The sequence below is a fragment of the Paenibacillus uliginis N3/975 genome, assembly GCF_900177425.1.
GTDB lineage: Bacteria > Bacillota > Bacilli > Paenibacillales > Paenibacillaceae > Paenibacillus_AQ > Paenibacillus_AQ uliginis.
The window spans coordinates 3,833,508-3,856,589 of sequence record NZ_LT840184.1 but is presented as its reverse complement, the minus strand read 5'-3'; the positions used below and the strand labels follow the sequence as shown (position 1 = coordinate 3,856,589).

Below are 23,082 nucleotides of genomic sequence, written 5' to 3'. Positions count from 1 at the left end.
GAGGAGGAATGCCCCGTTGATTATGCAGGGGACTGGTCAGATTGACAGAATAAATATTGCCATTGATGGACCTGCAGGGGCAGGCAAAAGCACGATTGCCCGTATGGTGGCGAACAGGCTTCAGTACATCTATGTTGATACGGGAGCTATGTATCGGGCAGTGACGTGGTTTATGCTGAATGAAGGAATTTCGTCAGAAAATTACGGAAAAGTGCTTCAGTTGTCACAAAATATGGTAATTGAATTAAAACCGCATGAAAATGGACAGGTGGTTCTGCTGAACGGGGAGGATGTAACGCCTTACATCCGGTCGCACCAGGTCAGCTCGGTAGTGTCCCAATATGCGCAGATTGAAGGACTTCGTACCCAATTGGTTCATCTGCAAAGACAAATGGCTTTGCGTAAAGGCGTCGTAATGGATGGACGCGATATTGGAACAACGGTTTTGCCAGATGCCGAAGTCAAAATTTTCATGACGGCCAGTGTCAAGGAACGAGCTCTCCGCCGGTTTAAAGAATTGGGTGAAGCGGAAGGAGTATCACTGGAACAACTTGAAATGGATATCGCGAAACGTGACCGCCTTGACGAGGAACGTGAGGTGTCACCGCTGCGCTGTGCCGAGGACGCAATCGTTCTGGACACGACACAGATGAATATTCATCAGGTTGTCGATACGATACTTTCTTACTGTATATCTCAAATGGATGGGGAGAAATAAGACATGATTTATGTGTTCTGCAGAGCGGTGGTTCGCGGTTTGTTCGCCGTGCTTTACCGGTTTGAGTCCGTCGGTGTACATAACATTCCTTCGGAGGGCGGAGTACTGATCTGTGCCAATCATATCAGCCTAAGGGATCCGATCTCGGTAGGTATTCATGTGAAGCGTCAGGTCAAATTCATGGCCAAGGCTGAGCTGTTTAAGATTCCGGTGTTTGGCTGGTTAGTTACTCAGCTTGGAGCATTCCCGGTGAAACGGGGCGGCGTAAGCAAAGATTCGATTAAGACATCGCTGAAGATTCTCCGCAATGGCGAAGTGATGGGTATATTCCCTGAAGGCACTCGTAACTCTGATGCGGAAGCAGCTAAACGTGGCGCAGCAAGCTTTGCACTGCGTAGTGGTGCTACGGTCGTACCAGCAGCCATCATAGGGGAATATAAGCTTTTCCGAAAGACAAAGATTATTTACGGAGCGCCTATTGATTTGTCTGCTTACAAAGATGACAAATCACCTGAGGCCTTGAATGAAGCTACTGCACTTATTATGCAAAGTATTACTGAGATGCGGGCTACAGGGAAGCCGACCGTGAATTGATGTTTTTACCGTTTCATGTATAAAATACATGAACAAGATGGAAAGCTATTACAGCAATTATGTTTTGAACTTCGCGTATATGCGGGTTTAAATAAATGGGGTTTGAATTGAGGAGGTTATTGACATGTCGGAAGAAACAAGAAATCAAGAGGCTGTTGAAACACAGAGCCAAGATCAGCTGGACCAAATCGTATCCTTGAAAAAAGGGGACACCGTGAAAGGGACGATCGTCAAACTGGAGGACAACCAAGCTTATGTAAGCATTGGATATAAATATGACGGCGTAATTCCTGTTCGCGAGTTGTCTGCTGTTCAGTTGGACAACGCATCTGATGCGGTTCAGGTAGGCCAAGAAGTGGAGTGCAAGGTTGTCAGCATTAATGATGACAAGGAAAGCCTTGTTCTTTCTAAACGCGCGATTGATACGGAAATCGCTTGGGAGTCACTTGAGAAGCATTTTGCTGATCAAGATGCCATTGAAGTCGTAGTTGCTGATGTAGTTAAGGGTGGACTCGTAGTAGATGTGGGTGCACGCGGTTTTATCCCGGCTTCTATGGTTGAGCGTCATTTCGTTGAAGATTTCAGCGACTACAAAGGTCGTACGCTCCGCGTAAAAGTTAAAGAACTGGACCGTGAGAACAACAAAGTTATCCTTTCCCAAAAGGATGTTCTTGAAGAAGAGTTTGAAGCAAACAAACAAAAAGTAATGGCTGACCTTAAAGAAGGTCAAGTGCTGGAGGGAACTGTTCAGCGTTTGACTCAATTTGGCGCATTCGTAGATGTAGGTGGCGTGGACGGTCTGGTCCATGTATCCGAAATCGCTTGGAGCCATGTTGAGAAGCCATCCGATGCTCTATCCGAAGGAGATAAAGTAACGGTTAAAGTTCTGAAGGTTGACCCTGAAAAAGGGAAAATCAGCCTCAGTATTAAAGCTGCTCAACAAGGTCCTTGGGAAACGGCTGCAGACAAATTCAACACAGGTGACATAGTTACTGGTGAAGTAAGACGTCTGGTTAACTTTGGTGCATTTGTAGAATTGGCTCCAGGTGTTGAAGGTCTGGTGCACATTTCTCAAATTTCCCATAAACACATCGGAACTCCACAAGAAGTTCTGAAAGAAGGCCAAGAGGTTCAGGTTAAGATTCTGGACATTAACGTGGACGAGAAGCGTGTTAGCCTGAGCATTAAGGAAACGGAAGAAGCGCCTGCGTCATCTCCAAGACCTGAAAAACAGTCCAAAGGCCCTAAAATTGACCTGAAAGACAATCCGAATGTATCCTTGAACAACCAAGGTATGAGCGTAACACTTGGAGAACGTTTCGGCGACAAATTGAGTAAATTCAAGTAAGTCGGGAAAAAAATGACCGGTCAACAGACCTATCATAATTTAGTCGGCGGACCCAGTATTGGGTTCGCCGTTTGTTTTTTCAGGTTTTCCCGCATATGGATGATGGAAATAGGGAATGAACATAATAGAACGAGAGATGAAAGGTTAGCCAATTGTAACGTTTTTTGCTATTATGATAATCGTAAGCATTGACAGGAGGAGTGAATATGGCAAGACCCGTAGTAGCTATTGTCGGGAGGCCGAATGTCGGTAAATCGACAATATTTAATCGGCTAATCGGTGATCGGCTAGCCATAGTTGAAGATAAACCGGGGATTACACGTGACCGGATATATGGCGGAGCCGAGTGGAACGGTAAGTTGTTCAGTGTGATCGATACCGGTGGTATTGAGATCGATGGCGATGATATGATTTTGAGATCCATCCGTTTGCAAGCTGAATTGGCTATTGAAGAAGCAGATGTGATTGTGTTTATGTGTGACGCGAAGACAGGAGTCACCAGTTCCGATGAAGAAGTAGCGCAAATATTGTTCCGTTCGGGTAAGCCGGTAATACTGGCTGTTAACAAAGTGGACAATATGAAGAGAGCAGAAGATATATACGAGTTTTACAGCCTCGGTTTCGGTGATCCTGTTGGTATATCGGGAAGCCATGGAACCGGTATTGGTGATTTACTTGATGCTGTAGTCGAAAATCTTCCTGATTTAACAGATGACGAGTATGATGAAGATGTAATCAAGGTTGCTTTAATCGGCAGACCGAATGTCGGTAAATCCTCACTTGTGAATGCGATTCTTGGTGAAGAACGTGTTATTGTAAGTGATATTGCGGGTACGACACGTGACGCCATCGATACCCCATTCGAGAAGGATGGCCAGCGTTATGTGTTGATTGATACAGCTGGAATGCGTAAGCGTGGCAAAGTTTATGAGACAACTGAAAAGTACAGTGTTATGCGTGCAATGCGTGCGATTGAGCGTGCTGACGTAGTTCTCGTGCTTATTAACGGTGAAGAGGGCATTATCGAACAGGACAAACATATTGCTGGGTACGCTTATGAAGCAGGTAAAGCATCTATATTTGTTGTGAACAAATGGGATGTCGTTGAAAAGGACGATAAGACCATGCAGCATTTTGAGAATAAAATACGCGACCATTTCCTGTTCATGACTTATGCACCGGTGGTGTTTTTATCAGCCAAAACAAAACAGCGTTTGCAGAAGCTGCTGCCTGTGGTGAAGCATGTTGCTGAGCAGCATACTCTACGAGTCCAGACTCACTTGCTGAATGACGTTATATCGGACGCGGTGGCTATCAATCCTCCACCAACCGATAAAGGGCGGAGATTACGTATTAACTATGCAACTCAGGTAGCAGTGAAACCGCCGACGATGGTTGTATTCGTGAATGATCCGGAAATAATGCACTTCTCATACGAACGGTACTTGGAGAATAAAATAAGGGCAGCATTTAATTTTGAAGGGACACCTATACGTATATTTACACGGCGAAAGTCCGATGAGAGTTAGGGGAGAGTAGCTTGGTTCTAAACATCGTTGCGATTATTTTGTGTTACCTGCTGGGCTCTGTGAGCTTTAGCGTGCTGCTGGCGAAACTTCTTAAAGGGATTGACATTCGTCAGCATGGTAGTGGAAATGCGGGAGCAACCAATACATTACGGGTGCTCGGCAAAGGTCCTGCCATTCTTGTACTCGCTCTGGATGTTCTCAAGGGCCTCGCAGCCGTATGGATCGGCAAATGGCTTGGGGGCGACAGTGGATGGTTGCCGGGATTATGCGGAATAGCTGCCATTGCAGGACATAACTGGCCTTTATATTTCCGCTTCCGCGGTGGTAAAGGCATAGCAACCGCAATTGGAGTGTTAGCCTCACTTTGCTTCCTACCGGCTCTCTACGCAGGAATTATCGCGATTCTCTCTATCGTATTTACTCGCTATGTTTCACTGGGATCGCTCATTTTTGTGGTGCTGACACCTGTTTTTCTAATAATTATGAACTTTTCTTGGCCGATATTCTGGACCAGCCTAGTTATCTGTATCTTTGCAATTTGGAGGCATCGTAGCAATATCACAAAACTTGTTCAAGGCCGAGAAAACAAGCTTGGCTCCGGCGGTAAAGGTAAAGGAGGGAAACGCGTTGTCTGACAAGGTGGCTGTATTGGTCGCTGGCAGTTGGGGAACGGCCCTAGCCAGTGTGCTGGCCTTTAATGATTTAGAAGTAGTCGCATGGACGAGAAATGCTAAACAAGCTAGAGAATTAAATGAGGAGCACACTAACAACCGCTACTTGCCGGATATTAAGCTGTCACCTCGTTTACGAGCTACAACGGATATGGGCGAGGCAGTTTCGGGTGCGGTTGCAGTTCTGATTGTGGCGCCATCCTCAGCCATGCGCGAAGTGTCCCGTCAGCTTAAAACCTATTGGACTGAAGATATGCTAATCATTCATGCGACCAAAGGTTTTGAAACGGAATCTTTAAAACGCATGTCAACCGTCATCTCCGAAGAACTGGGCTGCGAGGAAGGTAGCGTTGTTGTCCTCTCAGGTCCGAGCCATGCGGAGGAAGTGATCCGAAAGTGCCCGACAACTGTCGTTGTGGCATCTTCGGACAGTAAGGCAGCTGCAGCAGCGCAGGATTTGTTCATGAACGCTTATTTCCGCGTTTACACGAATCGCGATATGATCGGTGTTGAACTTGCCGGAGCACTGAAAAACATTATTGCCTTGGGTGCGGGGATGTCAGATGGTCTTGGCTTTGGCGATAATGCAAAAGCTGCGCTGTTAACGAGAGGTCTGGCAGAAATATCCCGCATCGGTGTTGAGATGGGCGCGAATCCGCTCACCTTTGCCGGACTCGCTGGAATAGGTGACCTTGTCGTTACCGCAACAAGCCGTCATAGCCGTAACTGGCGTGCAGGTTCTCTACTTGGTCAAGGTAAAGGACTTGAGGAAGTGCTAGCGTCTATGGGCATGGTCGTAGAAGGGATTCGTACGACGAAAGCGGCTCATGCGATTTCCGAGAAATTTGGTGTTCAGATGCCAATCGCTGATCAGCTGTACCATGTTCTATTTAAAGATCGTGATCCACGGAGTGCGGTGGAAGCGCTCATGGGACGTGATCCGAAGACAGAAATGGAAATTATGCCGCAAGAAATTTGGGAACAGTGGCATACCTAGCTTATTCACCTTTCAGTCCCCAGCCTCATATATTAATTTGAGGATTTTCGGGAGGAGGGGTGGAAATGAGCAAAAACTTTCCAAAAGATGTGTTGAACGCGATTAACAAGAAAAGCGGCAAACAGATTTCATCGGGGGCTGTCAAGAAGCTGGCTGGAACGGTTAAGCCGTCTACGATGCAGAATGAAGCCCAGCTCCGCCAACTGATCAAACAGGTCTCAGCAATGGCAAATGTGCCAGTGAGCGAAGAGACCGTTCAAGAAATTGTTGGCGCTGTAAAGAAGAGCGGGATGAATCCAAGCAATATGGAAGCTTTAATGAAAATGATGATGAAAAAGTAGGACGGCATTCGTCCGAATATAGGAGCAGAAGACCGTCGTCCTACCGGATGACGGTCTTTTGTTCTTTTTTTCGATGTGAGAGTAAGGTGGATTCGTGATATAATAGGTTGAAATATTTTGCCTAAGAGATTGGAGCGGGTTGTGGCATGGATCCAATGCAAAAAATGTGGCTTTCCTTGGTTGCGTTATTGATTATGGGATTGTCTGTATTTCTGGTTACCTTTGCCCGAAGCAAAACGAAAGGCGTTATACGAATGGGCTTATCCCTCGTAGCTTTTGTCATGATGCTCGTCGGGTTTATTACCGGGTTGGCCTCTATTACATAGTCGATTGTATGCTTCAATAGATCCGAATGTGGATGAAAGATGGGGTGTAACATGAGACTGAATCATTTACCTGGTCTGACGAAACCGCTGCTTATTACGGCTGAATCCTTAAACCGGGCAGAGCAGGTCTGGCTGTTAGGCGGCAGCTGCTCGCTGCTATTACAAGGAGTTAAACTGGAGAAGGCTCCGCGTGACATTGATATTTATGCGGATGCGGGCGGAATCTCTAAGCTTCACAGAGAACTGAATTTCTGGGCTGCAGTTACGCCACACCTTGATGAAGAGGGAATGTACAAATCCGTTTTAAGCCATTATGCAATTGAAGGTTATCCTGTTGAATTGGTAGGCGGTTTTTCTGTAACGTCACATGATTCCGCTTACCATGTTGAGGTTGAGCATCTGCTCTATGACTGGGCACCTGAGAATCGGATTCAAGACGTTTCTTTCCGGCTTATGCCACTCTCCCATGAGTTGGTTTTTAATGTGCTCCGTGACCGAGAGGATCGGTATAAAGCTATTGCAGATGTGATCTGGCAGCAACCAGAAAATCATGCAGAGCTTCTTAAGATGATTCTTTCTCGTAATAATTGGAGTCAAAGTCATCTGTCCATAATTCACAGATTGACAGGTATAACGCTGTAAAAATCTATACATATTCCGGAAGGAGGGGATAAGGTGGACTATGAGGTTACTTTTCAGCCTGATGGCAAGAAGGTTAAGGTTCGCCCGAACACCCATGTTCTGGATGCTGCACGACGCGCAGGAGTGAGAATTCCTACTCGTTGCGGTGGTAAGATGGGATGTTTGATGTGCAAGGTTCATATTCAAGATGGAGAGCAGGAGAGCTGTCTGCCGCCGAAAGAAGCGGAACGCAGAAAACTCGGTTCCCTGCTAGGACAAGGTATGAGACTTTCCTGTCAGACCGTGATTACAGGTAATCTTACCGTTACCATTCCCGAGGATCCACTTAAAGCAGCGGTTCGTAAACAACTAGAGGCTGCGAGGAGAGGGGAATATGACGATTTTATTTAATACTGGTAAAGGATGATACAAGTTGAAACGGATATTTTCAAAAGGTAAAGCAAGGCCCCTCGGGATCATGAAGGCTATTTCTGCGGCGACCGTTTTTATGCTTATGACCATGTTAATGACGGGATGCATGTACTCTGATAAGAATGAGCAGGAGAGACAAGTTTCTTATCGTGAAAGTGTAAAGCGCGTACAGTCCGCGGTTGACGATTTCTATAAAGAACAATCTATTCTTCCGATTTTAACGGCTGGAGAAGAGGTTCCGCGTTATGAAAAATACAGAGTAGATTTTGAAAAACTTAAAAATATGGGGTATATGGATGAAATTCCGAGCACGGCTTTTGAGAAAGGTGGCAGCGGATATTTCTTAATCATTAATGAGGAAAAAGAGCCAACCGTGAAAGTGATGGACTTGAACATTGCCCAAAAGGTTAACGATATTCAAATGTCGGTGAACCGGTTCAAGACTGCTAATAACGGTAAACTTCCGGCTGGAGCCGAGCTGTACCCTGGATTTACAACCGTTGATCTCTTGAAGACCGACGTCAAGAATATGAAGCTAAAAAGTATATATTCCGGTCAAGAAGTCACTTTTATGATGGATTCGAAAGGTACGGTATACGTCGATTACGCCTTTGATATCATGCAAGCTATTCAGAAAGAAGATGCTGAGCCTAAAGTCGATGAGGATCTGAGAGTTTACCTTGAACAGGCTTCTTATTATGTTCCTGTCAAATCAGTTCCTTATTTCTGGAAGGATAAACAGCCTGTTGCTAAATTATAAATTTAGTCTTTTGTTGAGATTGTTATAGGATTAAGCATAACGCAGGTATAGCTCTCAAAATAAACCAAGCAGACTACCAAATTATCATTTTTTGGGGGCCTGCTTTTTTTACTCTTCTAAGGCATAATAGAAGTTTTGAGAGCATATCCATAATCGGAAAGCACAGTTCGGGTTTCGCTGGGTGCCCGGCAGGTTTCACAAAAAAACAGGACGGACATATCCGGGCAACCGTCATATTTTGATTCCCGGTACATATGATGTTACTAGTCCAAATGCATGTACGAGTTACGCCGCTTTGCCGTTTCCATGTCTCTTTCGGATACCGGCGGCGGACTGCTGGCGGCGTGGTAAAGGCTGCTCAATTGTTGCAATGGCTTTGGCTGTGAGATGGAACACGAAGCGGATGCTCTTAAAGCATTTTTCCTTCGGAGTAATTTGAGGAGGGGATCTCTTTTGGAAAAAGTGGACATTTTTAAGGACATAGCCGAACGAACTGGAGGAGACATATACTTAGGTGTCGTCGGTGCTGTCCGGACGGGAAAATCAACCTTCATCAAGCGGTTCATGGAAACGGTCGTGCTTCCGAACATAACGAACGAAGCTGACCGAGTAAGGGCTGTCGACGAGCTGCCGCAGAGCGCTGCTGGTAAGACGATCATGACAACGGAACCGAAATTCGTACCGAACAATGCGGTGCAGATCAAAGTAACCGAAGGGCTCGAGGTAAATGTACGTCTCGTTGACTGTGTAGGTTACGCTGTAGAAGGAGCTAAAGGCTACGAGGACGAAAATGGACCGCGTATGATTTCTACCCCTTGGTTCGAGGAGCCAATCCCGTTCCAGGAAGCTGCGGAAATCGGTACACGCAAGGTCATACAGGAGCATTCGACGCTCGGCGTTGTTGTTACAACGGACGGTTCGATTGCAGAAATTCCCCGCAGCTCTTATGTAGAGGCTGAAGAGCGGGTAATTGCCGAGTTAAAAGAGGTTGGTAAGCCGTTTGTGGTCGTTATCAACTCTACCCGTCCGAGGAGCGAGGAAGCCCTTCAGCTGCGCAGTGAGCTGTCTGAAAAGTATGACATCCCAGTAATGACGCTTAGCGCAGCGTCTATGACTGAAGATGATGTAACTGGTGTTCTTCGTGAAGTATTGTACGAATTCCCGGTTCACGAAGTTAATGTTAATCTGCCGAGCTGGGTAATGGTGTTGAATGAAAACCACTGGCTCCGCAGCAACTATGAAAATTCCGTGCGTGACACGGTAAAAGATATTCGCCGTCTGCGTGACGTGGATCGTGTAGTCAGCCAATTCATGGAATATGACTTTATCGACCGCGCAGGACTCAGTGGCATGAACATGGGGCAGGGTGTGGCTGAAATTGATCTCTTTGCACCCGATGAGCTGTACGATCGTATCCTCATGGAAGTGGTCGGCGTTGAAATCCGCGGGAAGGATCACCTACTGCAACTGATGCAAGAGTTCTCTCATGCGAAACGCGAATACGACCGATTTGCCGAGGCGCTCGAGATGGTCAAGACGACCGGATATGGTATTGCCGCCCCGTCACTGGCTGAAATGGCGCTTGATGAACCTGAGTTGATCCGTCAAGGAACGAGATTTGGCGTTCGGTTGAAAGCTACGGCTCCATCCATTCATATGATCCGCGTGGACGTAGAATCCGAATTCTCCCCAATCATCGGCACGGAGAAGCAGAGCGAAGAGCTGGTACGTTATCTAATGCAGGACTTTGAGAACGATCCGATCAAGATTTGGGAGTCTGATATTTTTGGACGGTCGCTTCATTCCATCGTCCGGGAGGGTATCCAGGGCAAGATTGCCATGATGCCGGATAATGCCCGCTACAAGTTGCAGGAAACGCTGGGTCGCATTATTAACGAAGGTTCGGGCGGATTGATTGCTATCATTCTTTAGTTCAAGAGATCTTTTGTGAAAGACAACCGCAGATCGGCTGCTGAAGCTGATTTTCGGTTGTTTTTTCCTGTTTTGATGCCGAAGAGAGGTAAAACGCTTGAAATTATGATTTGACTGTATTACTATAAGTTTGTTCCGCGTCATGCATCTGAATGCAGCGAAGGGTGAAAATGCCCGGTGTACGTATATTTTGCGGTAAAACGGAAACAGTGAATACCAAGTGAAGAACATCCTTATTAGGGAGGTGAAAGAATGAATAAATCAGATCTGATTACACAGGTGGCTGAATCCACAGAGCTTTCTAAGAAGGACGCAACTAAAGCGGTTGACGCTGTTTTTGATGCTATTTCCGAAGCGTTGCAAAATGGAGATAAAGTCCAATTGGTAGGTTTCGGAAACTTCGAGGTACGCGAGCGTTCCGCACGTAAAGGCCGCAACCCGCAAACAGGTGAAGAAATCGAAATCCCTTCGAGCAAAATTCCTGCATTTAAACCTGGTAAGGCGCTCAAAGACGGAATCAAATAAAGATTTCTACATATTACCTAAAAAGCAGAGGCCCGTGAATTCGTTCACGGCCTTTTCTTTTCACAAGGATTGGGGGAGGACACGGTTATGGAAGATGTAAAAAACGGTGACTATTTTGTCGTTAAGGCTCTGGAAAACGGTGTGCAGGTGATCGGGCTGACCCGGGGACAGGATACTCGTTTTCACCATACCGAAAAACTCGATAAGGGCGAGGTTATCATTGCCCAGTTCACAGACCATACCTCTGCCGTCAAAATCCGTGGAAAAGCGGAAGTCATGACCAAGCACGGCAAAACAGAAGCAGGTATGTAATATCAATCAAACCTGTACTGGAATTAAAGAAACCCTGTGCCTTTAAAAAGGACAGGGTTTCTTTTGTGGTCAGGCAGCCAATTCCTCGCTGTTATTCCTTAGATGCCTGCGTCAGATCAACTTCAAATAATTCACAATCGTCAGCAAGCCATGATCAAAGTTTTCCAAATTAAAATGCTCATTCGGTGCATGCAAGTTTTCGTCCGGCAAGCCGAAGCCCATCATGACCGCCGGCGCGTTTAGCGTGCTGGACAACTTCTCAACGATCGGTATTGAGCCGCCATCTTTTGTAAACAGTGCGCGCGTGCCATATACATTCTCGAAAGCATCAGCTGCTTTTTGCAGCATCGGATGAGATGGATCAATGTTGAACGCAAACGCCTTTTCCTTAGGCGTAAACGTCAGCTTCGAACCTACAGGGGTGTTCGCATGCAGATGCGCTTCAATGGCATCCAGCACTGCTTGTGGGTCTTGGTCCGCGACCAGACGGCATGTGATTTTTGCATGAGCTTCCTTCGGAATGACAGTCTTGCTGCCTTCTCCCTGGAATCCGCCATATACACCGTTGAGCTCCAGCGTTGGCCGTGCGCCAATGCGTTCCACGAAGGAGTAGCCTTCTTCGCCAAACAGAGCATCCAGATTGAGATCTCTTTGAAGCTGTTCTTCATCGAACTGCTGTTTAGCGAATTCCTCACGCATTTCGGGTGATAGCTCTTGAACACCGTCATAGAATCCTTTTACACTCACTCGACCGTTCTCATCATGAAGCGAAGACAACAAGGAGACGATCGCATGCAGCGCGTTCGGCACGCCGCCGCCGTATGTACCTGAATGCAGGTCGGTATTGGCCGTTTCAAGGGACAACTCTAGCGAGCACAGACCACGAAGTCCCGTAGAAATGGCAGGCTTGCCCGGAGCGAGCAGGGAGGTGTCGGAAATCAGGATTGCGTCCGCTGCCAGCTTGTCTTTGTTTTTTTCCAAATAAAGCGGCAGGTTGGGACTGGAGACTTCCTCTTCACCTTCGATACAGAACTTGATGTTAACGGGCAGTTCTTGTTCCTGCTTAAGAATCGCTTCCACCGCTTTAACATGAAGGAACAGTTGGCCTTTATCATCGGTAGCGCCTCGTGCGAACAGCTTTCCGTTACGGATCGAAGGCTCAAATGGCGGGGTTTCCCACAGGTGAAGCGGGTCCACCGGCTGTACGTCATAATGGCCGTATATCAGCACGGTCGGCTTACCTTCAGCATGCAAATAATCTGCGGTTATAATCGGATGTCCCGTGGTTTGATGAATCTCCACATGCTCAAGCCCTGCTACAGTCAGTTTGTCTGCGAGCCACTCCGCTGCTTTGGCAACGTCGTCCTTGTGCTCTGACAGTGCAGAGATACTGGGAATCGATAACCATTCTTTCAGTTCGTTCAAATGGGTTTCGCGATGTTCAGCAAAGTATGCTTTATAATCTACGCTCATAATTAATGAATCCTCCTTCAATTTACAATGGCATCGAAATGTGCCGTTCCTTATTATTCTATCTTTTTTTGAGAAAATACGAAACAAAGATATCGTACCCATTCGTAGTTGAAGAATAGCCCAATACCTAAAAGTCATAAGAAACTTGAAGCACAAGAAGTCATAGCTTGCTTTATTTATTTGTACAATGAGGTATGGGCTTTACAAGGGTGGATGAAAATAAGGTGGAAGGGGGTTTTATGCATGAGACGATTCAGACCGGTTTTAGGATTATGGATTCCAGCCTTAGTTACTGCATTTTTTCTCTTGCTGTTATCTGTCGTGCATTCCGTTAGCGGAGCGGAGGAGCGGATCAGCGTATCCGCTTTTCAACCTGAAGGTGTTCATGCGAGTTTGTCAGATACCAACCTTGTGGATAGTCTCAGCTCATTACCTCTGGCTTTAAAAATAGGTAAAGCGGACTGGGATAACGGAACTCTGTCCGTTGATTTGAAAATAACGGAGGAATTGAAGTCGGTCAGAACGGTCTACAACGACCTTGAAAGTATCATTTCATTCAGCTTTGAAGACAAGCAAAATGTAAAACAACTTTATCTCAGGTTTGTAGCTATAGATCCTTGGACCGGAGCCCGATATTTGATGCTGGCCGCAAATGTTAGACGAAATGAATGGGATCCGTCTCTTTTACAGGAGCTGAAGCAGATGGAGAATGAGCCATTTTCAGAGAGATTGGTTCAAGGCTTGCATCTTACATTAACGAATGTTTGGATGAAGCAGTTCAGCTCAGATTAAAACGGGTAAAATAGTAGACAGCGGGCATGTACGCGCTGGAATGATGTGTTATAATAGATTAGATTGTGAGTAAAACTGAACTAAAGAACATCAAGTGCACGGAGGCTGAGGATGAAACCGTATCGCGTTCCCGAGTTAGCAAAAAAGTATTTAAATTATGACATGATTCAAACCCACACGGAGCTTCCGAATTTTCCGGATGCCCGCGTTCATTTGTTATACATATTTTTACAGTGTTCCAAACGGAATGTAACGGAACGTGATGAGCTGTATGCGCTGGTTACTTCATTGGTTCAGGTGGGACTGGATACGCACGAGAGCATTGATACAACTGAAGGCAATCAGGGAGAGAAGATGATGCGCTCCCGGCAGCTTAAGGTGTTGGCTGGCGATTATTACAGCAGCCGGTTTTATCATTTGCTGGCTCAGACCGGCGATGTCGAAGCCATCGCTTTGCTGAGCAAAGCTGTCAGTGAAGTTAATGTATTGAAAATGAATCTGTACGGTAAAATGAAGGGCATGCTTCTGTCGGCAGAAGAATATTTACGCCACATGGTACAGCTGAACATGCAGCTGTTTCTTTCTTTTACACCATTGATCGAGTCTTCATTTCGGGGGAACTGGAAGACACTGCTAAGTGAAATTACCCACTGTGAGACGATCTTGCGCGAAGTGGATCGCTGTGTTTCTCCGGAGGACGGCAGAAATGGTTATGGTTATTGGTACATGCTGGACCGAGCCAATGAAGAAGAGAAAAAATTGCTGATCACGAAAAAACTGGATTCGAAAGACTGGAAGAAGCTGATGCTGAAGCATAAGACGGCTGACAATCTGCTGGACAAGCTGCGTCAGTCCGTAAGCACAGTACAAACTCTGATATCGGCCTTCAATGGGGAAGGACCATCTGCACAGATCGGTCAGATCCTGGAGCCGTTTATTCAAAGGCTCAGCAGATACCGGTCAGCCGTAAGGGAAGGATAGGTGACTCAGATGGAGAACAATGCAGTTAAGTCATCCATGAAACATGATGAAAGCAACAAACCGAAAGAGCAGTACGTTCATTCCGTTTTCGAAAATATTGCCGGCAAGTACGACATCATGAACGACATCCTCAGCTTCCGTCAGCATAAGCGCTGGCGGAAATTCACGATGAAGAAAATGAACATGCAGCTTGGGGATACAGCGATTGACTTGTGCTGTGGTACTTGCGATTGGACCATTAGTATGGCAAATACAAGTGGTGAATCAGGCCACATTATCGGGCTTGATTTCAGCGAAGGAATGCTGAATGTTGGCAGACAGAAGGTTAAAAAGGGAGGTCTGAATAAGCAGATTACTCTTGTTCAAGGAAATGCAATGAGCCTTCCTTTTGAGGACAACCGCTTTGATTATGCGACCATCGGTTTTGGTTTGCGTAACGTTCCTGATTACGTGAAAGTTTTGGAGGAAATGAAACGCGTTGTCAAGCCTGGCGGAATGGTTGTTTGTCTTGAATTGTCGAAGCCAACATGGCAGCCTTTCAAAGGATTGTACTTTTTTTATTTCCAAAAATTACTGCCACTGATGGCCAAATTGTTTGCAAAACGGTACGAGCAGTATAAATGGCTCCCTGAGTCGCTTGCGCTTTTTCCGGGCAGGAAGGAGCTTTCAGAAGTTTTCCGTAAGATCGGACTTAACCATGTAGAAGCCTTTCCCTTGACCAGCGGAATTGCAGCATTACATATTGGGATCAAGGAGAATATGGATGTTTAAGAAAATCGGAACATATTTAGAGATGATAAAAGTGGAGCATACGTTATTTGCTCTACCTTTCGCTTTTATGGGTGCAATTCTGGGTTCTGCAGTGGTATTTGACCATTTGCCCTCATGGGGTGATATTGGTTGGATCTTTCTAGCGATGTTCGGAGCCCGGAGTGCTGCCTTTGGACTGAATCGACTATCTGATCAATACATAGATGCCAAAAACCCACGCACAGCTGGACGAGCAATACCTGCAGGACTGTTAAAGCCGGTTGAAGTTATCCTTTTTATTATCGTTTCCTTTGCCGTTTTCTTCTGGGCCACTGCCGAACTGGACTCATTTGCTTTTCGCTTACTGCCAATTGCTATTTTTATGCTTATTATTTATTCCTACACGAAACGTTTTACCTGGTTGTGTCATGTGGTACTTGGCCTCACGACGGCACTTGCTCCACTTGGCGGATGGGTAGCTGTAACCGGGCAAGTGGACTATAAAGCGATCATATTTTATGTGGCGCTTGCGTTTTGGACGGCCGGATTCGATGTGGTTTATGCATGTCAGGATCAGGAGTTTGACAGCAAAGAAGGTTTGTACTCCATTCCTTCACGTTTCGGTCTGCAAAAATCGCTCTGGTTCGCACGAGGCTTTCATGTTATTACCGCAATCGGCTTTATCGTATTGTTTTTTGTGACACCGCTTAGCTGGTGGTATTTAGCGGGAATGATTATTGCCTGTGGCATTTTGTTTTATCAGCATTACATTCTGTCCCCTAAAGATATGAGCCGGTTACAGACCGCCTTCTTTACGATGAATATCACGCTCAGCATTATATTATTCGTATTCACCTTGATTGATCTGGTGGTGAGATATATTTGATGGACACGGGCCGAAAGAAAAGTTGGATTGTTGGCATAACTGGTGCGAGCGGCTCTATTTATGGCGTCCGTTTGACGGAATGTTTATTACAGCTTGGGTATGACGTACACTTGGTTATTACGAACGCAGGCTGGCGTGTGTTGAAGGAGGAGCTTGACTGGTCGGCAGCAAGCCGGGAAGTTGTTCTTGAAGAGAAATTTAGAGGTGCGAACGGAAAGGTGTACTATCATCCGATAGCAGATATCGGTGCCACTATCGCTAGCGGTTCGTACCTCGTGGAAGGCATGGTCATAATGCCATGTTCAATGGGCACCCTGTCCTCTGTGGCTCACGGAACCTCTGATAATTTGATGGCCCGCGCGGCGGATGTTATGCTGAAAGAAGGAAGAACGCTGGTGCTTGTACCTAGAGAAACGCCTCTGCATGCGATTCATTTGGAAAATATGCTGAAGCTTGCTAATCTGGGGGTCAAAATAATACCAGCGATGCCGGCCTTTTATTTTAAGCCGCAGAGCTTGGACGACCTTGTGAACTTTCTGGTCGGGAAAGTACTCGACAGCCTTCGTATCGAACATCAACTGTTTAAAAGATGGGGTGACTAACATGCCGGGAGTAGACAAGAAGACCGTGATCGGCAAAATCAGTTATACCAACGCGTGGCCTCTATTTTATTATGTGGATCCTCAACTATTGGGGACTCCTGCTGAGATGTTGGCTGAAGTGCCGTCCGTTTTGAACGAAGGGATGAAAAACGGAGATATTCATATTGGTGCATTATCCTCTTTCGCATACGCCGAAGCAGCAGATAAGCTGCAGCTGCTCCCTGAATTATCAGTGAGCGCCAACGGATCGGTGAAATCGATACTACTGTTTTCCCGTGGTCCTGTTGAATCGCTCAAGAGCGGTACCATAGCGCTAACCAATACATCGGCTACGTCGGTTAATCTGTTGAAAATATTGATGGAAAAGGCGCTTGACGGAGCACCTGAATACAAGACGATGGAGCCAGATCTCGACACGATGATGGAAAGTGCAGACGCGGCTTTGTTGATTGGCGATAACGCCATTAGAGCTTCGTGGTACAACAAGAAGTACCATGTAACCGATCTCGGTAAATGGTGGAAGGAGTGGACGGGCTGCAGCATGACCTTTGCCGTCTGGGCAGTGAACCGTAGTGCCGCTGCCGACAATCCCGAAGCTATGGCGGAAATTGCTTGCATGTTCCGGGACAGCAAACGGCGAAGTCTGGAAGATCTCCGTCCAATTGTAAATGAAGCTATTAGTCGGATCGGGGGTACCGAGTCCTACTGGCACGGATATTTCAATAACTTATGTTATGATTTCAATGAAATGCAGCAGGAGGGGCTCCGCTTATATTTTAAATATGCATATGAGCTTGGTTTGCTGAAACATGATGTGACACCGGAGTTATGGAAAGAAAATATTGTGATGCGGGTGAAGGAATGAAACGACTGGACATTTTCGGAGCACTGAAAAAGGATATGGATGTTATCGAAAAAGAGCTGTACCGCAGCATAGAAGGCGATGATCAGCAGCTGACGGAAACCTCACTGCACCTTCTTAAGGCAGGCGGCAAACGGCTGCGTCCGGTCTTTGTGCTAATGGGCGGCAAATTCGGAAATTACGACATCGATAAACTCAAATATATTGCCGTTCCACTGGAACTGATTCACAGCGCTTCTCTTGTACACGATGATGTAATAGATGACGCGGATATGAGAAGAGGCAAGCCAACAGTTAAATCCAAATGGGACAACCGTATAGCCATGTATACAGGGGACTATATTTACGGTAAAGCGCTGACCCTTACAACGAATCTGAACAATCCGGAAATCCATCGTATTTTATCCAAAGCGATGGTTGAAATGTCGATCGGTGAAATGGAACAAATCCGTGACTTTTTCAATTGTAATCAGGATGTAAGACGCTATCTGCTGCGCATCCGCCGCAAAACCTCAATGCTGATTGCTGTGAGCTGTCAGCTGGGTGCAATGGCTGCAGAGGCAGATCGCGTAGTTTCCAGCAGCATGTATCGATTCGGATACAATGTAGGAATGGCCTTTCAGATTCAGGATGATCTTCTCGATTTATGCGGTACGGAGAAGCAGATTGGCAAGCCGCCAGGCAGTGACATGCGCCAGGGTAACATAACACTGCCTGTCATTTATGCGCTTCAGGAGCCAGAATTGGGACAACGGCTGTTGAAAGAAATCGAGCGGATTCATGCTTTGAATGGTCAATGCGATGTTAGCGAAGCTGTCGGGATGATCAGATCAAGCACAGGAATTGCCCGATCCGAAGTGCTTGCCGACCGTTATATCCGTAAAGCGATCGATGCGCTAGATTCACTACCAGATATCAAGACCAAGAAGCAGCTGAAGGATATTGCGCATTTTGTTACAAAGCGTTCATATTAGTCTTTAATCTACAACCGTCTTTCTGTTAAACTACGTTTGAAGAATGTAACATCACATGTATGAAAATGGAGAGTGATGAAGCCAATGGAACGTACTTTTTTGATGGTTAAACCGGATGGTGTTCAGCGGGGACTGATCGGAAGGATCGTAAGCCGGCTGGAGGATAAAGGTTTTAAATTGGTTGCAGGCAAATTTCTTCAGATTTCCGACGAGCAGGCAAAGCGTCATTATGCTGAGCATGTCGGAAAAGATTTCTTCGGCGAATTGGTAGGATTTATAACTTCCGGCCCAGTATTCGCCATGGTATGGGAGGGCGATGAGATTATTACCTTATCCCGTCAGGTGATTGGCAAGACGAAAGTTAAGGAAGCGCTGCCAGGTACGATCCGCGGTGATTTTGCTGCACACACACCGCACAATCTGATTCACGGTTCGGATTCGCCGGAAAGTGCGGAACGTGAGATTGCAAACTTCTTCAGCGCTGATGAATTGGTACAATACGAGAAGAGCATCTCTCGATGGACTTAAATATTCTTAATCATTTCAGGATGGTAATATGAAGGAAAATGAACAATTAGTGCAAGATAAAGATTATACCGGTTTTATTCGAAGCATTGAGTTAAGCACAGGGATTAACCTTGCGGAATATAAAGAGACTCAAATGAAACGGAGATTGACTACCCTACGACTCAAATATGGTTTTCAGACGTTTTCATCATTTTATGATGGCATGATGAAGGACAAGGCGCTGTTTCATGAATTTCTGGACCGCATGACCATTAACGTCTCTGAGTTTTGGCGGAATCCCAATCGGTGGGAGGTTTTAAGGGACAAGGTCCTGCCAGAGCTGATGGGTATTGGTTTCGCACGATTGAAAATATGGAGCGCTGCCTGTTCCACTGGTGAAGAGCCGTATACACTTGCGATGATTCTTGCGGAAAAGAAACTGCTTAGCGCAAGTACCATCCTGGCAACAGACATTGATGATGGGGCACTCGCTAAAGCGAAACAAGGCCTGTATCTGGAGCGATCGTTGAAGGATGTCCCTAAAGCGGTCGCCGCAAAGTATTTCACGGAGGATGGGCCGATGTACCGCTTCGATGAGCAGTTGAAGAAGGAAGTGCGATTTCAGAAGCAAAATCTTCTGACAGACCGTTTCGATACCGGCTTTGACTTGATTGTGTGCCGCAATGTGATGATCTACTTCACGGAAGAGGCAAAGCATAAGCTCTATCAGAAATTCGCAGCAAGTTTAAGACCCGGTGGAGTTTTGTTTGTAGGCAGTACTGAGCAAATTTTTAATCCTGGCCAATACGGCCTGGAGACGGCAGAAACTTTTTTTTATCGAAAAAGCAGATCCTGATCCTGTCTGTATAATTGAGCGCTGAGTATCCGATAATAGGAATGGTATTTCCAGCATTCAAGTGGAGGTCAGGGGATTGGATAAACGAAAGGTTATTGCCGCATATCGGCGAGGATTGTTCAGTGTGCAGGAGTGCGGTCAAATTCTTGGATTGGAAAGCTTACAGTTCAGTGCACTGCTGGGTCCGCAGCAGCCTGCCGGGAACGATCATTGGAAAAGACCGGCACGTCACTTAAAATAAGTTTTGCTGATCAGCGCTTCTCTTCTGTTTAGGGGGAGCGCTTTTTGGTGCACTGTCCTTTCTTGTCAAAGAGTTGGACCTATAATATAATGAGCAGAAGATATTGACGGATTTTAGTGATTTACAGTTTAAAAGGGGGAAAGCACCATGAGTATACGATTTTTGACTGCAGGGGAGACACACGGCCCTCAGCTAACGGCGATCATTGAAGGATTGCCAAGCAATCTGAAGCTTGATATTGAGGCTTTAAATTTTCAATTGCACCGGAGACAAAAAGGTTACGGCCGCGGACGCCGCATGCAGATTGAGAAAGATACAGCACAAATTGTTGGCGGAGTACGCCATGGTTATACAACAGGAGCGCCAGTAGCGCTTGTAGTGGAGAATAAGGATTGGACTCACTGGCGCAATATTATGAACATCGAACCAATCGAAGGAACAGACGAAGAAAAAAGACGGGTGCACCGTCCTCGTCCAGGTCATGCGGATCTGAACGGCGGTCTGAAATACAACCTAAAAGATCTCCGTAATGTGCTCGAGCGCTCTAGTGCCCGTGAAACGGCTGTCCGTGTCGCGTGTGGTGCGATAGCACGCCAGTTCCTTGAACAGTTTGGTATTAAGGTCGCCGGCCAGGTTATCCGGATCGGTGAGATTGAAGCACCGGCTCACGATCTTTCAATTGATGAGTTGATCGAACGTACTGAAGCCTCTTCTGTCCGTGTTGTAAATAAAGAGACGGAGAAAAAGATGGAAGAGTACATAGACTTGATCAAGAAAGAAGGAGACTCCATCGGAGGAATCGTAGAGTGCATCGTAGAGGGTCTACCGGTTGGACTTGGCAGCCATGTTCAATATGATCGGAAGCTCGACGGGAGAATAGCGCAGGGTGTTATGTCTATCAATGCGTTCAAAGGCGTGGAGGTCGGCATCGGCTTTGAAGCCGGAGAGCTTAGAGGTTCTAAAGTTCATGATGAAATTGTGTACACCGAAGAGCGGGGATACCACCGTGCAAGTAACCGTCTTGGCGGCTTTGAGGGCGGTATGACGAATGGTATGCCGATTGTAGTCCGGGGCGTAATGAAGCCGATTCCGACACTATACAAACCGCTGCAAAGTGTGGATATTGATACAAAAGAAGCCTTTACAGCACAGGTAGAGCGCTCAGATGCATGCGCTGTACCGGCAGCAAGCGTAGTGATGGAGCATGTGGTGACATGGGAAGTGGCAAAAGCTTTCCTGGAAAAATTCGGCGGTGATTCGATGGAAGAAATACATGCCAACTACAACAATTACCTTGCTCAATTGGAGAGATACTAAGTATGAGAACTCTACAGGTCGAACTAGGAGAACGCTCATACCCCATTTATATCGGCTCAGGCTTGCTCGAGAAGATCGGTGAACTGAGCTTGGAGCATGGAATCAGCGCTAAAAGTCCACACCTGATCGTTACGGATGAACGGGTCGCTCCCCATTATTTGCAGATGGTGGAAGACCGGATGGCTGAAGCGGGTTTCACGACTGTTTCCCATGTGGTACCAGCAGGAGAAACGTCCAAGTCACTAGCAGTGTTTGAACAAGTGATGACGACGGCGATACAAGGTAAGCTGGACCGCAGCTCTGCTGTATTTGCATTAGGCGGCGGGGTAGTGGGTGATCTGGCTGGATTCGTGGCGGCTACATACATGAGAGGCGTTACTTTTGTGCAGATCCCGACAACGATCCTTGCCCATGACAGCAGTGTAGGTGGTAAGGTTGCGGTTAATCACCCCTTGGCCAAAAATATGATTGGCGCGTTTCATCAGCCGGTGATGGTATTGTACGATGTAGACACACTGTCATCGCTGCCTGCACGCGATGTGTCAGCAGGATTGTCTGAAATGGTAAAGCATGGACTTATTCTTGATGAAGAGTTTGCTTATTGGTGCCGGGATCATGCATCTGAACTGCTTGCGCTAGATCCAGAGGCGCTTGCTTACGGTTTGGAACGCGGCTGTGCAATCAAGGCGGATGTTGTTTCACAGGATGAAAGGGAAGGGGGCCTTAGAGCCATCTTAAACCTGGGTCATACGATTGGTCATGCGATCGAAGCAGTGGGAGGCTACGGCCGATTCTTGCACGGTGAAGCCATATCCATCGGAATGGCAGGGTCGGCGCTGCTCGCCGAAACTTTGGGTAGAGGAAATCATCTGTTTGAGCAAACCAGAGAAATGCTGAGCGCTTTAAATTTGCCTGTTGTGCTTCCGTCCGATGTATCGGTTGACGAAATTATGGACGCTATGCAACATGATAAGAAATTTACTGAAGGACGAATGGTCTTTATTGTGCCCGACCAAATCGGTAAAGTCAGTATTGTTAATGATGTACCGGTAAATGCGGTCCGCTCGGTCGTTGAACAGCTGAAGAAGGAGGGATAACAATGATGAATCGTGGTATTCGCGGAGCGACAACGGTAAAGCAAAATGATGAACAGGAAATTTTAAAGGAAACAGTGCTTCTTCTAGAAGAGATTGTGAACCGAAATGATGTGAAGCCGGACGATATTTGCAGCGTCTGGATTACAATGACACATGATTTGGATGTTACCTTTCCGGCGAGAGCCATTCGAGCACTAGATGGTTGGGACTTGGTTCCACTTATGTGCTCTGTAGAAATTCCGGTACAGGGAAGCTTGCCGCGCTGTATCCGTCTAATGGTGCAGGTTAATACAGAGAAGAGTCAGAAAGAAATCAAGCACGTATATTTGAACGAGGCGCAGCGGTTGCGTCCGGATTTGTCGGCATCTTCGTCTTCCTGATCAAAATTTAGGGTTGCCATGAACAGGGAAGATCCTGTATATTGGTATCAGAATAGCTGAGTAGAGTTTAGATGAGTATAGTTTAGCAGAGAAGAGCAGAGTAGCTTAGGTTTCACCATGATAAGATAAGAGAGTACTATACATTATTAGTGCGTGTTCAAAAAGGTCGGTTTTCAGCACCGAAGCTTATGCTTCCGATGTGCGTTTTTTCAAAACGCTTGAGTTGGATGAAGCTAGGGACTGAGGAGCGGAGCGTAC

Annotated in this window: 28 protein-coding genes; 27 read left to right on the top strand and 1 reads right to left on the bottom strand. The window is 46.4% G+C overall.

Translation table 11 applies throughout. The features are described from left to right. The first annotated feature begins 22 nt into the window (after positions 1-22). From cmk to mtrB, 14 genes are all read left to right on the top strand, one after another. A complete protein-coding gene (gene cmk, locus B9N86_RS18250; protein WP_208920516.1) occupies positions 23-718 on the top strand; it encodes a (d)CMP kinase in 696 nt (231 codons plus the stop codon). Between the two features lie 3 nt (positions 719-721). Continuing rightward, a complete protein-coding gene (locus B9N86_RS18245; protein ID WP_208914567.1) occupies positions 722-1,312 on the top strand; it encodes a lysophospholipid acyltransferase family protein in 591 nt (196 codons plus the stop codon). Positions 1,313-1,436: 124 nt separating this feature from the next. After that, a complete protein-coding gene (rpsA, locus tag B9N86_RS18240) occupies positions 1,437-2,660 on the top strand; it encodes a 30S ribosomal protein S1 (protein WP_208914566.1) in 1,224 nt (407 codons plus the stop codon). Positions 2,661-2,866: 206 nt separating this feature from the next. Then, on the top strand, positions 2,867-4,189 hold the full coding sequence (gene der / locus B9N86_RS18235; protein WP_208914565.1) for a ribosome biogenesis GTPase Der: 1,323 nt from the start codon (positions 2,867-2,869) through the stop codon (positions 4,187-4,189). Between the two features lie 11 nt (positions 4,190-4,200). Continuing rightward, entirely contained in the window at positions 4,201-4,824 is a 624-nt protein-coding gene (gene plsY / locus B9N86_RS18230) for a glycerol-3-phosphate 1-O-acyltransferase PlsY (RefSeq protein WP_208914564.1), read from the top strand. Then, the gene (locus B9N86_RS18225) at positions 4,817-5,857 is read left to right on the top strand and encodes an NAD(P)H-dependent glycerol-3-phosphate dehydrogenase (RefSeq protein WP_208914563.1); all 1,041 of its coding nucleotides are present in this window, start codon (positions 4,817-4,819) and stop codon (positions 5,855-5,857) included. Before plsY ends, B9N86_RS18225 begins: the two co-directional genes overlap by 8 nt. Before the next feature lie 65 nt (positions 5,858-5,922). Next, positions 5,923-6,198 carry a stage VI sporulation protein F gene (locus B9N86_RS18220; protein ID WP_208914562.1) on the top strand — a complete coding sequence of 92 codons (276 nt, stop codon included), beginning with the start codon at positions 5,923-5,925 and terminating at the stop codon, positions 6,196-6,198. A 146-nt stretch (positions 6,199-6,344) separates the two neighbouring features. After that, positions 6,345-6,524, top strand: a complete 180-nt coding sequence (locus B9N86_RS18215) for a DUF2768 family protein (protein ID WP_208914561.1) — start codon at positions 6,345-6,347, stop codon at positions 6,522-6,524. A gap of 51 nt (positions 6,525-6,575) precedes the next feature. After that, positions 6,576-7,166, top strand: a complete 591-nt coding sequence (locus B9N86_RS18210) for a hypothetical protein (RefSeq protein WP_208914560.1) — start codon at positions 6,576-6,578, stop codon at positions 7,164-7,166. Positions 7,167-7,199: 33 nt separating this feature from the next. Then, positions 7,200-7,556 (top strand): 2Fe-2S iron-sulfur cluster-binding protein, encoded by a 357-nt coding sequence (locus B9N86_RS18205; protein WP_208914559.1) that lies wholly within the window; start codon positions 7,200-7,202, stop codon positions 7,554-7,556. 22 nt (positions 7,557-7,578) lie between these two features. Beyond that, a complete protein-coding gene (locus tag B9N86_RS18200) occupies positions 7,579-8,337 on the top strand; it encodes a DUF3939 domain-containing protein (protein WP_342192801.1) in 759 nt (252 codons plus the stop codon). A gap of 453 nt (positions 8,338-8,790) precedes the next feature. Then, positions 8,791-10,269 carry a stage IV sporulation protein A gene (gene spoIVA / locus B9N86_RS18195; RefSeq protein WP_208914558.1) on the top strand — a complete coding sequence of 493 codons (1,479 nt, stop codon included), beginning with the start codon at positions 8,791-8,793 and terminating at the stop codon, positions 10,267-10,269. A 252-nt stretch (positions 10,270-10,521) separates the two neighbouring features. Continuing rightward, positions 10,522-10,794 carry an HU family DNA-binding protein gene (locus B9N86_RS18190; RefSeq protein ID WP_208914557.1) on the top strand — a complete coding sequence of 91 codons (273 nt, stop codon included), beginning with the start codon at positions 10,522-10,524 and terminating at the stop codon, positions 10,792-10,794. An 87-nt stretch (positions 10,795-10,881) separates the two neighbouring features. Beyond that, positions 10,882-11,106 carry a trp RNA-binding attenuation protein MtrB gene (mtrB, locus tag B9N86_RS18185; protein ID WP_208914556.1) on the top strand — a complete coding sequence of 75 codons (225 nt, stop codon included), beginning with the start codon at positions 10,882-10,884 and terminating at the stop codon, positions 11,104-11,106. Between the two features lie 111 nt (positions 11,107-11,217). Here mtrB and B9N86_RS18180 read toward each other — a convergent pair whose 3' ends face one another. After that, positions 11,218-12,579: a dipeptidase gene (locus B9N86_RS18180; RefSeq protein ID WP_208914555.1), complete on the bottom strand. Its 1,362-nt coding sequence runs from the start codon at positions 12,577-12,579 to the stop codon at positions 11,218-11,220. Positions 12,580-12,822: 243 nt separating this feature from the next. Between B9N86_RS18180 and B9N86_RS18175 the strand changes: the two genes are divergently transcribed. The 13 genes from B9N86_RS18175 to aroH all read left to right on the top strand — a co-directional run bounded on the left by B9N86_RS18175 (position 12,823) and on the right by aroH (position 22,824). Next, positions 12,823-13,371 (top strand): hypothetical protein, encoded by a 549-nt coding sequence (locus tag B9N86_RS18175; protein WP_208914554.1) that lies wholly within the window; start codon positions 12,823-12,825, stop codon positions 13,369-13,371. A 111-nt stretch (positions 13,372-13,482) separates the two neighbouring features. Then, positions 13,483-14,352: a heptaprenyl diphosphate synthase component 1 gene (locus B9N86_RS18170; RefSeq protein ID WP_208914553.1), complete on the top strand. Its 870-nt coding sequence runs from the start codon at positions 13,483-13,485 to the stop codon at positions 14,350-14,352. A gap of 36 nt (positions 14,353-14,388) precedes the next feature. After that, positions 14,389-15,123, top strand: coding sequence for a demethylmenaquinone methyltransferase (locus B9N86_RS18165; RefSeq protein ID WP_208920511.1), 735 nt, complete (start codon positions 14,389-14,391; stop codon positions 15,121-15,123). After that, positions 15,116-15,988 (top strand): UbiA-like polyprenyltransferase, encoded by an 873-nt coding sequence (locus tag B9N86_RS18160; protein WP_208914552.1) that lies wholly within the window; start codon positions 15,116-15,118, stop codon positions 15,986-15,988. The genes B9N86_RS18165 and B9N86_RS18160 overlap by 8 nt, the downstream gene beginning before the upstream one ends. Further along, positions 15,988-16,590: a UbiX family flavin prenyltransferase gene (locus B9N86_RS18155; protein WP_208920508.1), complete on the top strand. Its 603-nt coding sequence runs from the start codon at positions 15,988-15,990 to the stop codon at positions 16,588-16,590. Before B9N86_RS18160 ends, B9N86_RS18155 begins: the two co-directional genes overlap by 1 nt. 1 nt (position 16,591) lies before the next feature. Then, positions 16,592-17,455, top strand: a complete 864-nt coding sequence (locus tag B9N86_RS18150) for a menaquinone biosynthesis protein (RefSeq protein WP_208914551.1) — start codon at positions 16,592-16,594, stop codon at positions 17,453-17,455. Beyond that, positions 17,452-18,426, top strand: coding sequence for a polyprenyl synthetase family protein (locus B9N86_RS18145; RefSeq protein WP_208920506.1), 975 nt, complete (start codon positions 17,452-17,454; stop codon positions 18,424-18,426). The genes B9N86_RS18150 and B9N86_RS18145 overlap by 4 nt, the downstream gene beginning before the upstream one ends. Positions 18,427-18,510: 84 nt before the next feature. Beyond that, complete coding sequence (ndk, locus tag B9N86_RS18140) at positions 18,511-18,954, top strand: nucleoside-diphosphate kinase (protein ID WP_208914550.1); 444 nt, start codon at positions 18,511-18,513, stop codon at positions 18,952-18,954. 28 nt (positions 18,955-18,982) lie between these two features. Continuing rightward, positions 18,983-19,789: a CheR family methyltransferase gene (locus B9N86_RS18135; RefSeq protein WP_208914549.1), complete on the top strand. Its 807-nt coding sequence runs from the start codon at positions 18,983-18,985 to the stop codon at positions 19,787-19,789. A gap of 76 nt (positions 19,790-19,865) precedes the next feature. Next, the gene (locus B9N86_RS18130; protein WP_208914548.1) at positions 19,866-20,030 is read left to right on the top strand and encodes a hypothetical protein; all 165 of its coding nucleotides are present in this window, start codon (positions 19,866-19,868) and stop codon (positions 20,028-20,030) included. A gap of 147 nt (positions 20,031-20,177) precedes the next feature. Then, the gene (aroC, locus tag B9N86_RS18125; RefSeq protein ID WP_208914547.1) at positions 20,178-21,347 is read left to right on the top strand and encodes a chorismate synthase; all 1,170 of its coding nucleotides are present in this window, start codon (positions 20,178-20,180) and stop codon (positions 21,345-21,347) included. A 2-nt stretch (positions 21,348-21,349) separates the two neighbouring features. Next, positions 21,350-22,444 (top strand): 3-dehydroquinate synthase, encoded by a 1,095-nt coding sequence (gene aroB, locus B9N86_RS18120; protein ID WP_208914546.1) that lies wholly within the window; start codon positions 21,350-21,352, stop codon positions 22,442-22,444. A 2-nt stretch (positions 22,445-22,446) separates the two neighbouring features. Beyond that, the gene (gene aroH, locus B9N86_RS18115) at positions 22,447-22,824 is read left to right on the top strand and encodes a chorismate mutase (RefSeq protein ID WP_208914545.1); all 378 of its coding nucleotides are present in this window, start codon (positions 22,447-22,449) and stop codon (positions 22,822-22,824) included. Positions 22,825-23,082 lie beyond the last annotated feature (258 nt).